Origin of the sequence: Streptomyces sp. CB00455, from assembly GCF_001905445.1 — a bacterium.
Lineage (GTDB): Bacteria > Actinomycetota > Actinomycetes > Streptomycetales > Streptomycetaceae > Streptomyces.
On record NZ_LIVQ01000001.1, the window covers coordinates 1,483,815 to 1,495,750 of the forward strand.

Here is an 11,936-nt window from a genome sequence, read left to right on the forward strand (position 1 = left end):
CGGTCAGCCCTTCCCGTATCCGTTGAACTCGTTGGTGTAGAGGTCGGCCGGCTTGAACCGCCCCGCCTTGATCTCGCCGCGCTCGCCGAGCCAGTCGATCCAGAGCTGGAAGGACGAGTCGGGTATCCGGCCGCCCGTCTCCGCGATCCCGTAGGAGCGCCAGTACTGGAGCGCGGCGGCGTCCTCGTTGCGCCCGCGCTTCTTGACGATCTCCGTCATGCGGGCGACGGCCTCCTCGCGCGGCGTGGTCCGGGCCCACTCGATGGCCTTGGCCACGCCCGTCACGAAGGTCCTGACCGTGTCCGGGTTCTGCTTGATGAACCGCTCGGTCATGATGTAGCTGCCGGCGCTGAACGGACCGAGCAGGTCGACGTCGGTGAACAGCGGGCGGATGCCGCCGTTCGCCAGGGCCTTGTCGCGCAGGATCCCGCTCAGCACGCCGACCTCTATCTGCTTGGCCCGCAGGGCCTGTTCGGTGTTGACGGGCGGCACGACCAGCGCCTCGACCTTGCCCGCGTCCGCCTTGGACAGGCCGTTGCGGCTCAGGTAGAGGTCGAGCAGGGCCTGGTAGTGGGCGCCCAGGGTGTTCATGCCGACCTTCTTGCCGATCAGGTCCCGGGCGGAGCGGATCGGGCTGTCCTCCAGGACGAAGTAGGCGCCGTAGGAGTACTGGTCGGAGCCGTAGGAGGAGATGACGGCCTTGATCGGGGCGTTGCCGGCGGCGAGCTTGATGACCGCCCCGTTGAAGGCGCTGCCGAAGTGGGTCTGGCCGGTGGCGGCGGACTGGATGTCCTGCGGGCCGCTGATGGTGTTGCCGACCCATTCGAGCGTGACGTCCTCGAAATAGCCGAGGTCAAGGGCGAGTTCGGGGATGGTGACCGCCCCGACCGCGCCCTGGTACTTCAGGGTCTTGATCTGGGCGCCGGAGCCGGAACCGCCGGCGGTGGCCGTGCCGCAGCTCACCGCGGCCGCCGAGATGCCGAGCAGGGTCAGGAACTGGCGCCGGGAGGTGGAGGTCGAGGTGAAGGCTGCGGGCATGGCGGGTCCTTGTCGGTGCGGGGTGCGGGGTGGGTCGGTCGCTACGGGGTGGCGGTGAGCGCGATGGGGTTCGCGGGGCTGTCCGCGGTGCGCAGAAGTGCTCCGGCGAACTCGTCGACGGCCTGGAAGAGGTCCAGTTCCGTCTCGGGACGCAGGCGGTCGGGGCCGGCGCCGCGCTCGACGGAGGAGTCCAGGACGAACCGGCCGGCGGTGACGTGCCGGGCGCCGAGGGCGGAGAGCACCGGGCGCAGCGCGTAGTCGATGGTCAGGACGTGGGCCAGGCTGCCGCCGGTGACCAGGGGCAGCACCGTCTTGCCGACGAGGCCGTCCTGCGGGAGCAGGTCGAGGAAGGCTTTGAGCAGGCCGGTGTACGAGGCCTTGTAGACCGGTGTCGCGATGACGACGCCGTCGGCTGCGGCGACGGCCTCCAGCGCCCGGCGGATCTCCGGTTCGCCGCGCCGGGCGGAGAGCAGGTCGGCCGCGGGCAGGTCGCGGACGGCGAGGTGGGCGGTGTCGAAGCCGCTGTGGGAGAGGCGGCGCAGCACGTGGTCGGCCACGACCGCGGTGCGGGAGTGGACGGAGGGGCTGCCGGTGATGGCGAGCAGTTGGGGCACGGGGGCTCCTTGGGTGTCGTACGGGAGCTGGAGGTCGGGCGCAGTCGTCAGGCGCAGTCGTTCAGGCGCGGTCGTTCAGGCGCGGTCGTTCAGGCGGTGCCGGAGGCGGTGGAGGCGGTGCCGGCAGTGGAGGCGCCGGAGGCGATGCCGAAGGCGGGGTCCGGGACGGCCTCCGGGCTGATCAGGCGCGACGGCTCACCGTCGGGGCCGACCGGGACGTCGCCGTCGACGGTGACGCGGCGCAGGGTGCGCTCGTGGTCGTCGGAGTCGTCGACGCCGTAGTGCTGGGTGGCGCGGTTGTCCCAGATCGCGACGTCACCGGACTGCCACTGCCAGCGGACGGTGTTCTCGGGGCTCTCGATGTGGGACTGGAAGAGGTCCTGCAGCACGCGGGAGTCCCGGCCGGTGAGACCGCTGATGCGCTGGACGAAGTTGCCGAGCAGCAGGGTGCGTTCACCGGTCTCGGGGTGGACGCGGACCACCGGGTGCTCGGTGAGGAAGGTGGTGGAGGTGAAGACCTCGCGGTACTGGGCGAGGGCCTCGGGCAGGGCGTCGGGCCGCAGGGCGGCGTAGTCGTACTCGTTGGAGTGGACGGCGCGCAGGCTGTCGGCGAGGGCGCGGAGCGGAGCGGGGAGGTTGCCGTAGGCGGTGGCGGTGTTGGCCCACAGGGTGTTGCCGCCGTACGGGGGGACGGTCACCGCGCGGAGGATGGAGAAGGCGGGGTAGGCGGGGACGAAGGTGACGTCCGTGTGCCACTGGTTGGCGCGGGCTCCGTGGTGGGAGTCGATGCCGAGGGCGTAGCGGCCGTCCGCGGAGGGCACGGTGGGGTGGGCGACGGGGGCGCCGAGCAGCTGGGCGAAAGCCTCGTGCCCGGCCTCGTCGAGGTGGTCCTGACCGCGGAAGAAGACGACCTTGTGGGCGAGCAGCGCGGCCCGGATCTCCGCGACGGCGTCGGCGGACAGGTCCCCGCCGAGGCGTACGCCGCCGATCTCGGCGCCGATGCGGCCGCCGATCTTGTGGACGGTGACGGCGGTGACGGCGGTGGCGGTGGTGGTGACGGTTTCGGTGGTGGTCTCGGGGTGGGTGGCGGTGGCCATGAGGGCTCCCTGATCGAGGCCGCGGGTATTTATTTCCGCAGCGGAAGAAATGGCGGTACGGGTGGGCGCGGCACGGAGGGCGTACGGGTGCACGAGCGGCCGGAGGTGATGTCGCGGAGGGCGCGTTCAGAGCGGGCGGGCCGCGGGACGGCGGGGCCGGAAGGCCGGCGGCGCCGTGGAGCAGCCGGCGCTCAGGCTCGGCGCGGGGCCGGACAGCGGCCCGGACACCCGGCCGGCGCGGTACACGGGCCGGTGGTGTGGAGCCGCGGGGCGAGGAGTGCGTTCGCGGACATGGCTCGGAGCCTGTCAGCGCTCCCGGCGCCGGTCAACCCCCGCCGGCACGGGCCGGGTGAGCAGTGCCGCGAACCGTCCGGATCACGAAAGCTGCAGGTGGCGGCCGGTTCCCGCCCCGGCGGAAGCCCGGCCGGGGCGGCCGGAAACCGTGGCCGGATTTCACGCCCCCGCAACGCGACCGCCACGCCCCCTACGCGCACCCCCTCCCCTCGCGCAAACGGCGACGGGCCCCGGCACCCCACGCTCCGGCGCGGCGGAAACGCGGCCGCCAGGCAAATCGGTCCCCGCCGGGCCGACAGCTACCGCAGCCAAGGCCGCCCCCGCCGGGCCCCCGCACGGCACACGCCGCAGCCACGCCCGGCCGCGCCCTGCCAAGCCGCCCGCGCGGCACACCCCGCAGCTGAACCCGTCCTCACCACGACCACGGCCCGGGCCGACAGCCACCGCAGCCAAGGCCGCCCCCGCACGGCCCGCCCCGGCCACGCCCGGCCCTACCCCGCCTAGCCGCCGGCACGGCGCGTCGGCACAGCCGAGCCCGTCCCCGACCCCGCCAGCCCCCAAGGGCCCCGCCCCAGCCCCCGATCCGCGAAGCCCCCGCGAGGAAACCCGCCGGAACCCGCCCGCACCCGGCACGACCCGCCAGCCCAAGGCCCCACCCCGCCGAGCCCCAGCCCCAGGCCCCACCCCGCCGAGCCCCCCGCAGGGGACCCGGCATGATCGGGGGACACCTTTCACCCCCCGAGGAGCCCCCGTGACACGCATGGCCGGTGACAGCCGGGCCGCCGCCAATGCCGCCACCGTGCTGCGGACGGTGCTGGAGCACGGTCCCGTCGCGCGCAGCGCGATCGCCCGGCTCTGCGGCCTGAGCCCCGCCGCCGTGTCCCGGCAGACCACCGGCCTGCTCCGCTCCGGCCTGCTGCGCGAACTGCCCGGCCCCGCCGACGGGGTGGGCCGGCCGCGGATCCCGCTGGACCTGCACACCGGGCCCGTCGGCGGCCCGGTCGCCGCCGGCCTGCACATCGGCGTGCCCGCCTCGACCTTCAGCCTCGTCGATCTGCGGGGCCGCATCCTCGCCCGGCGGTCCTTCCCGCACCAGGGCCGGCCCCCCGCCGGCCTCTCCGCCGAGATCACCGCCGAACTCGGCCGTTTCCTGGCCGCGTTCGACACCGGTCGCCCGGTCCTCGGGGTCGGCGCCGCCCTCGGCGGCTGGGTCGACCCCGACACGGGAACCGTCGTGCGCCACCCCGCGCTCCGCTGGCAGCGCAAGCCGCTCGGCGCCGAACTCGCCACCGCCCTCGGCCTGCCCGTACGCGTCGACAACCACGCCCGCGCCGTCGCGCGGGCCGAGATCCTCTTCGGCAGGCCGGAGGCCCGCCGAAGCCTGGTGCACCTGTTCATCGGCAACGTCGTCGACGCCGCCTTCGGCATCGAGGGGACCGTGCACCAGGGCCCCGGCTCGGCCGCGGGCGACGTCGCCCACCTGCCGGTGCCCCGGTCGCCGACGCCCTGCCCGTGCGGCCGTACCGGCTGCCTCCAGGCCACGGCCTCCGATGCCGCGCTCGGCGCGGAGGCGGTGCGCCGGGGCATCGTCCCGGACCCGTCCGTCAACCTGCTGGTGGACGCGGCCGCCACCGGCGATCCGCGCGCCGACCGGCTGCTGCGCGAGCGCGCCCGCGCCGTGGGCCGTGCGGCGGCGCTTCTGTTGGATGTCTTCAATCCCGCGGTCATGGTCGTCACCGAGCTGGCGAGCGTGCTGCACGAGGGATACCTGGAGGAGATCCGCGGCGCCGCGGCGGCGTTCTCGCACGTCTGCGACGACCCCGGCCGGATCGTCGGCCCGCACGCCGGGCCGGCCGTGCTCCCGGAGGCGGCGGCAACGGTGCTGCTCAGCCGGGTGTTCCGGGACCCCTTCGGCATCGCGTGAGAGTGCGAGATCACACCCGTCGGTATGGTGCCACCTGAGCGCCCTCCCCTACATTCGAGCCATGACGGTCCTGCCTGACGACGGGCTCTCCCTGGCCGCCGAGTTCCCTGACGCGACGCATGAGCAGTGGCAGCGCCTTGTAGAGGGCGTACTGCGCAAGTCGGGCAAGGAAGCCTCCGGCGAGGCCGCTGAAGACGCGTTGTCCACCCCACTCGAGGACGGGCTCACCACCCGCCCGCTGTACACCGCGCCGCCCGACGGGACGGCTCCCGACACCGGTTTCCCCGGCTTCGCCCCCTTCGTACGGGGCGGCAGGCCGCAGGGCACCACCGCGAACGGCTGGGACGTGCGCCAGCGCCTCGCCGGGACCGATCCGGCCCGCGTGAACGAGGCCGCCCTCGCCGATCTGGAGAACGGGGTCACCTCCCTCTGGCTGACCGTGGGCCCCGCCGGCATCCCGCTCGACGCCCTCCCCCGGGCGCTCGACGGGGTCTACCTGGACCTCGCTCCCGTCTCCCTGGACGCCGGCGCCGCATACGAGGGCGCCGCGCGCGCCCTGCTGGACCTGTACGCGCAGCGCGGCGTCTCCCCCGGGGACGTGCGGGCTGCGCTCGGCGCCGACCCGCTGGGCCACGAGGCCCGGACGGGCGAAGCCCTGGACCAGGCCGCCGCCGTATCCCTGGCCCGCCGGGCCGCCGGGGAGTACCCCGGCGTCCGCGCCCTGACCGTGGACGCCTTGCCCTACCACGAGGCCGGCGGCAGCGCCGCCGAGGAGCTGGGCCTGTCCCTGGCCACCGGCGTGGCCTACCTGCGGGCCCTGACGGGGGCCGGGCTGAGCACCGAAGCCGCCCTCGGGCAGCTGGAGTTCCGCTACGCCGCCACCGCCGACCAGTTCCTCACCATCGCCAAGCTGCGCGCCGCGCGCCGCCTGTGGGCCCGCGTCGCCGAAGCCTCGCGGGCCCCGGAGGCGGGCGCCCAGCTCCAGCACGCCGTGACCTCGCCGGTGATGATGACCCGGCGCGACCCCTGGGTGAACATGCTGCGCACCACCGTGGCCTGCATGGCCGCGGGCGTGGGCGGGGCGGACGCGGTCACCGTGCTCCCCTTCGACCACGAGCTGGGCCTGCCGGACGCCTTCGCGCGCCGCATCGCCCGCAACACCTCCACCGTCCTGCTGGAGGAGTCACACCTGGCCCGGGTCATCGACCCGGCCGGCGGTTCGTACTACGTCGAGCGGCTCACCGACGAACTGGCCCACGCCGCCTGGGAGTTCTTCCGGACCGTGGAGAGGGCCGGCGGCCAGGCCGCCGCCCTGCGCTCCGGCTTCGTCGCCGAGCGGCTGGCCGCCACCTGGGCCGCCCGCTCGAAGAAGCTGGCCACGCGGCGCGAGCCGATCACGGGGGTCAGCGAGTTCCCGCTGCTGTCGGAGAAGCCGGTCGTACGCGAGAGCGCACCGCCGGCGCCCACCGGCGGGCTGCCCCGCGTCCGGCGCGACGAGGCGTACGAGGCGCTGCGCGCCCGCAGCGACGCGCACCTGGAGGCGACCGGCGCCCGCCCGAGGATCTTCCTCGCGGCCCTGGGCCCGGCCGCCGCGCACACCGCGCGGGCCACCTTCGCCTCGAACCTCTTCCAGGCGGGCGGCATCACACCGGTGCACGACCCGGTGTCGGTCGACCCGGCGACGGCCGCGCAGGCGTACGCCGCGAGCGGCGCCGACGGCATGGCCGTGCTGTGCTCCAGCGACGCGCTGTACGCGGAGCAGGCCGAAGCGGTGGCCGCGGCGCTGCGCGAGGCGGGCGCCACGACCGTGTTCCTCGCCGGCAAGCCGGGTACCGCCGGGGCTTCCGTGGACGAGTACGTCTTCGCCGGCTGCGACGCCGTCGCCGTACTGTCCTCCGTACTCGACCGGATGGGAGTGCCGTCATGAGCATCCCCGATTTCTCCGAGCTGGAGCTCGGCCCCACCGCCTCCGCCGGGGTGTCCGAGGACCAGTGGCGCGCCTCGGTGAAGGAGTCCACCGGCACCGCGGCCGCCGATCTGCTGTGGGAGACGCCGGAGGGCATCGCAGTCAAGCCGCTGTACACGGGCCGCGACGTGGAGGGCCTGGACTTCCTCCACACCTACCCGGGCGTGGCTCCGTACCTGCGCGGCCCGTATCCGACGATGTACGTCAACCAGCCCTGGACGATCCGGCAGTACGCCGGCTTCTCCACGGCCGAGGAGTCGAACGCCTTCTACCGGCGCAACCTGGCCTCCGGCCAGAAGGGCCTGTCGGTGGCCTTCGACCTGCCGACGCACCGCGGCTACGACAGCGACCACCCGCGCGTGACCGGCGACGTCGGCATGGCGGGCGTGGCGATCGACTCGATCTACGACATGCGGCAGCTGTTCGACGGGATCCCGCTCGACAAGATGTCGGTGTCGATGACGATGAACGGGGCGGTGCTGCCCGTCCTCGCCTTGTACATCGTGGCGGCGGAGGAGCAGGGCGTCTCCCCCGAGCAGCTGGCCGGGACCATCCAGAACGACATCCTCAAGGAGTTCATGGTCCGCAACACCTACATCTATCCGCCGAAGCCTTCGATGCGGATCATCTCGGACATCTTCTCCTTCACCTCGCAGAAGATGCCGCGGTACAACTCGATCTCCATCTCCGGCTACCACATCCAGGAGGCCGGTGCGACGGCGGACCTGGAGCTGGCCTACACCCTCGCCGACGGCGTGGAGTACCTGCGCGCCGGGCAGGCCGTCGGGCTGAACGTGGACGCGTTCGCGCCGCGCCTGTCGTTCTTCTGGGCGATCGGCATGAACTTCTTCATGGAGGTCGCGAAGCTGCGCGCGGCCCGTCTGCTGTGGGCGCGCCTGGTCAGGCAGTTCGACCCGCAGAACGCCAAGTCGCTTTCGCTGCGCACCCATTCGCAGACTTCCGGCTGGTCCCTGACCGCTCAGGACGTCTTCAACAACGTGACGCGCACCTGCATCGAGGCGATGGCGGCGACCCAGGGCCACACCCAGTCACTGCACACCAACGCCCTCGACGAGGCGCTCGCCCTGCCGACGGACTTCTCGGCGCGCATCGCCCGCAACACGCAGCTGCTGCTCCAGCAGGAGTCGGGGACCTGCCGGTCGATCGACCCGTGGGGCGGCAGTGCGTACGTGGAGAAACTGACCTACGACCTGGCGCGGCGGGCCTGGCAGCACATCGAGGAGGTCGAGGCGGCCGGCGGCATGGCCCAGGCCATCGACGCGGGCATCCCCAAGCTGCGCGTGGAGGAGGCCGCGGCCCGTACGCAGGCGCGGATCGACTCGGGCCGGCAGCCCGTGATCGGCGTCAACAAGTACCGCGTGGCCACGGACGAGCAGATCGACGTGCTGAAGGTCGACAACTCCTCGGTGCGCTCCCAGCAGATCGCCAAGCTGCGGCGGCTGCGGGAGGAGCGCGACGAGGCGGTCACCCAGGACACGCTGCGGGCGCTGACGAACGCGGCGGACCGCGGGGACGGCAACCTGCTGGCCCTGGCGGTGGACGCGGCGCGCGCCAAGGCCACCGTGGGCGAGATCTCGGACGCGCTGGAGAAGGTCTACGGCCGGCACGCGAGCCAGATCCGTACGATCTCGGGTGTGTACCGCACCGAAGCAGGCGAGTCCCCGTCCGTGGAGCGCACCCGCGCCCTGGTCGACCGGTTCGAGGAAGCGGAAGGCCGCCGTCCGCGCATCCTGGTCGCCAAGATGGGCCAGGACGGGCACGACCGCGGCCAGAAGGTGATCGCGACCGCCTTCGCCGACCTGGGCTTCGACGTGGACGTCGGCCCGCTGTTCCAGACCCCGGCGGAGGTGGCCCGTCAGGCCGTCGAGGCGGACGTCCACGTGGTGGGCGTCTCGTCGCTGGCGGCAGGCCACCTGACCCTCGTACCGGCGCTGCGCGAGCAGCTGGCGGAGGAGGGCCGTGAGGACATCATGATCGTGGTGGGCGGGGTCATCCCGCCCGCGGACGTCCCCACGCTCCTGGAGATGGGTGCGACGGCGGTGTTCCCGCCCGGCACGGTCATCCCGGACGCCGCCCACGACCTGGTGACGCGGCTGGCCGCGGACCTGGGCCACGAGCTGTAGGCGGCTGCCGGTGCCGAAGATCGACATCGAGGTCTACGCGAAGGGGGTGCTCGACGGGAAGCGCGCGCACATCGCGCGCGCGATCACGCTCGTCGAGTCCACCCTGCCCGCTCACCGGGCCCTTGCGCAGGCGTTGTTGACGGAGCTCCTCCCGCATGCGGGAAAGGCGCGCCGGATCGGCATCAGCGGGGTGCCGGGGGTGGGCAAGTCCACCTTCATCGACGCGTTCGGCACGATGCTGACGGGGCTGGGCCACAGGGTCGCGGTCCTCGCCGTCGACCCGTCGTCGAAGCGCACGGGCGGCTCCATCCTCGGCGACAAGACGCGGATGGAGCGCCTCGCCGTGGACCCCGCGGCGTTCGTGCGGCCCTCGCCCTCGGCGGGGACGCTGGGCGGCGTCGCGAAGGCCACCCGGGAGTCGATGATCGTGATGGAGGCGGCGGGCTACGACGTGGTCCTCGTCGAAACGGTCGGTGTGGGCCAGTCGGAAACGACGGTCGCCGGGATGGTCGACTCCTTCCTCCTGCTCTCGCTGGCCCGGACGGGCGATCAGCTCCAGGGCATCAAGAAGGGCGTCCTGGAGCTGGCCGACGTCCTGGCGGTGAACAAGGCGGACGGCCCGCACGAACGGGACGCGAAGGCCGCGGCCCGCGAACTGTCGGGCGCGCTACGCCTGATGCACCCGGCGGACGCGGCCTGGACCCCGCCCGTCCTGACGTGCAGCGCACGCGAATCCTCCGGCTTGGAGGAGGTCTGGAACCGCCTCGAACAGCACCGCGCCCTGCTGGAGGCGGGGGGCCGGCTGGCGGCGAAGCGGGCGGCCCAGCAGGTGGAGTGGACGTGGTCGATGGTCCGCGACGAACTCCTGGAACGCCTCCGCGCCAGCCCCGCGGTCCGCGCCCTGACCCCGGCCCTCGAAACGGCGGTCCGCGCAGGCACCACCACGGCCACGGCGGCCGCAGACCAAATCCTGTCAGCCTTCACGACCCCCTGAAGCAACCCCCACTGGGCCCCCTCCACCCCCGCCGACACCGCAGGCACGGGGCACGATCCAGCCCCGCCGCCCATCCAGCCCCGCCGGCGCTTGAGCCGCGGGCCCCCATCCAGCCTCGCCGGCGTTTGAGGCGCGGGCCCCCATCCAGCCCCGCCGCCAATCCAGCCCCGCCGGCGTTTGAGGCGCGGGGTCCGGGGCGGAGCCCCGAAAGCCCCGGCGCAGCCGGACCCCACCTCCCGCCAGGGCTCAGGCGTCGACCAGCACCGACCCACCAGCCCCCAGCACATCCCGCAGGACCCGCACCCGCTCCCCCGCCTCACCGGACGCCAGCAGTGCGGACAGCACGGCGATCCGCGCCTGCCCGGCCCGCAACGTCCCCGTCGGCACGGCGCCGGCCGCCACCAGGTCCACCGCACCCCCGTGCGTGTAGATCTCGGTGACGGGCCCCGCCATCACCCGTGTGGTCAGCGCGACCAGCACGCCGCGGTCCACAGCGGCCCGGACCGCGTCCACGATCTCCGGAGTCGCGTTGCCGGCGCCCGTCCCGACCAGGACGATGCCCCGCGCGCCGGCCTCGACGGCGGCGTTCAGCAGCACCGGATCCCCGTCGGCGTGGTGCACCACGACGTCCACGCGCGGCGGGAGTTCCGGCATCGCGGGCAGCGGCAGCGGCGCGGGGCGTTGCGGCGTGCGCAGGACGGTGACCTTGCCGAAGCCGATCTTCCCGAGCAGTTCTTTGGAGGGGTCGGCGAACGCGTCGAGCGCCACCGCCTGGGTCTTCACCGTTCCCCGGGCGGCGTGCACCCGGCCCGCGAAGGCGACCAGCACGCCCAGCCCACGCGTCGTGGCGGCGGTCAGCAGGGCGTCGTAGAGGTTCCCCGGGCCGTCACCGTCTGCGGTGCCCATCGGCCGCTGCGAGCCGGTGAACACCACGGAACGCGGGTCGTGGTGGTGCAGGTCGACGAGGAACGCCGACTCCTCCAGGGTGTCCGTGCCGTGCGTGACGACGATGCCGTCCACGCCCGGGTCGGCGAGCACCTCGTGCACGGTGCGCAGCAGCGTGAGCTGGTGGTCGGTGGTGAGCCGCGGGCTGTTCACGCTGAACAGGTCCACCAGCTCGACGGTCATCCCCTCGGGCAGCGGCGCGGTGGCCATGACCTCGCTGCCGTCGGCGTCCGCCGCGAAGCCGGAGCCCTGCCAGCGGCTGGCTATCGTCCCGCCGGTGCTGATGACGACGATCCGTCCCATGCCCTGGCCGCCTTTCTCGTACGTATGTGCTGGAAGGAGCAATGATAGTGAGATCTACGCGCAATGCGATTGCCCCTTCCCCCCCTCCCGCAACACTGACTGCGCGATAATTGCGCCATGGATGCGATCGACCGGGATATCTTGCGCGAGCTCCAGGCGGACGGCCGCCTCAGCAACCAGGAGCTCGCCCAGCGCGTGGGACTGACCCCCTCCCCCTGCATGCGCCGCGTGCGCCAGCTGGAACAGGACGGAGTGATCCAGGGCTACCGCGCGGTGATCTCCCCCGAGGCGGTCGGCCGCGGCTTCGAGGTCCTCGTCTCGGTGGAGGTCCGCCGCGACCGCGAGGCGGTCGAAGCCTTCGAGGCGGCCCTCCAGGACATCCCGGACGTCATCGAGGCCTACCGCCTCTTCGGCAGCCCGGGCTGCCTCCTGCGCATCGCGGTGGCGGACCTCCGCGCGTACGAACGCCTCTGGATCGAAAAACTCACGGCCCTCTCGGGAGTCACCGAGGTCAACTCCCAGATCATCATGAAACGCATCAAGGAACCGACGGGCCTCCCAGTAGACCGCTGACCCCACCCCGCGCCCGTCCCCAGCCGGCCCCCTCGCGGGCATGC

General features: G+C 73.4%; 9 protein-coding genes. 5 read left to right on the forward strand and 4 right to left on the reverse strand.

All coding sequences use genetic code 11. The annotated features are described in order from the left end of the window. Nucleotides 1-3 precede the first annotated feature (3 nt). From AMK16_RS06630 to AMK16_RS06640, 3 genes are all read right to left on the reverse strand, one after another. Entirely contained in the window at nucleotides 4-1,038 is a 1,035-nt protein-coding gene (locus AMK16_RS06630; protein ID WP_073909665.1) for an ABC transporter substrate-binding protein, read from the reverse strand. Between the two features lie 41 nt (nucleotides 1,039-1,079). After that, the gene (gene ssuE, locus AMK16_RS06635) at nucleotides 1,080-1,652 is read right to left on the reverse strand and encodes an NADPH-dependent FMN reductase (RefSeq protein ID WP_073909667.1); all 573 of its coding nucleotides are present in this window, start codon (nucleotides 1,650-1,652) and stop codon (nucleotides 1,080-1,082) included. An 89-nt stretch (nucleotides 1,653-1,741) separates the two neighbouring features. Continuing rightward, nucleotides 1,742-2,749 carry a TauD/TfdA dioxygenase family protein gene (locus AMK16_RS06640; protein ID WP_073909669.1) on the reverse strand — a complete coding sequence of 336 codons (1,008 nt, stop codon included), beginning with the start codon at nucleotides 2,747-2,749 and terminating at the stop codon, nucleotides 1,742-1,744. Nucleotides 2,750-3,803: 1,054 nt separating this feature from the next. Between AMK16_RS06640 and AMK16_RS06650 the strand changes: the two genes are divergently transcribed. The 4 genes from AMK16_RS06650 (at nucleotide 3,804) to meaB (ending at nucleotide 10,071) form a co-directional block, all read left to right on the forward strand. Further along, nucleotides 3,804-4,967 carry an ROK family transcriptional regulator gene (locus AMK16_RS06650; protein ID WP_073909670.1) on the forward strand — a complete coding sequence of 388 codons (1,164 nt, stop codon included), beginning with the start codon at nucleotides 3,804-3,806 and terminating at the stop codon, nucleotides 4,965-4,967. Nucleotides 4,968-5,028: 61 nt separating this feature from the next. Beyond that, nucleotides 5,029-6,894 (forward strand): methylmalonyl-CoA mutase family protein, encoded by a 1,866-nt coding sequence (locus AMK16_RS06655; protein WP_073909672.1) that lies wholly within the window; start codon nucleotides 5,029-5,031, stop codon nucleotides 6,892-6,894. After that, entirely contained in the window at nucleotides 6,891-9,077 is a 2,187-nt protein-coding gene (scpA, locus tag AMK16_RS06660) for a methylmalonyl-CoA mutase (protein WP_073909673.1), read from the forward strand. The genes AMK16_RS06655 and scpA overlap by 4 nt, the downstream gene beginning before the upstream one ends. A 10-nt stretch (nucleotides 9,078-9,087) precedes the next feature. Then, nucleotides 9,088-10,071, forward strand: coding sequence for a methylmalonyl Co-A mutase-associated GTPase MeaB (gene meaB / locus AMK16_RS06665; protein ID WP_073909675.1), 984 nt, complete (start codon nucleotides 9,088-9,090; stop codon nucleotides 10,069-10,071). Between the two features lie 246 nt (nucleotides 10,072-10,317). Here the strand turns inward: meaB and AMK16_RS06670 are convergent, their stop codons facing one another. Next, on the reverse strand, nucleotides 10,318-11,319 hold the full coding sequence (locus AMK16_RS06670) for an asparaginase (protein WP_073909677.1): 1,002 nt from the start codon (nucleotides 11,317-11,319) through the stop codon (nucleotides 10,318-10,320). 117 nt (nucleotides 11,320-11,436) lie between these two features. Here AMK16_RS06670 and AMK16_RS06675 point away from each other — a divergent pair, with 117 nt between their 5' ends. Next, nucleotides 11,437-11,892: an Lrp/AsnC family transcriptional regulator gene (locus tag AMK16_RS06675; protein WP_073909678.1), complete on the forward strand. Its 456-nt coding sequence runs from the start codon at nucleotides 11,437-11,439 to the stop codon at nucleotides 11,890-11,892. Nucleotides 11,893-11,936: the final 44 nt, after the last annotated feature.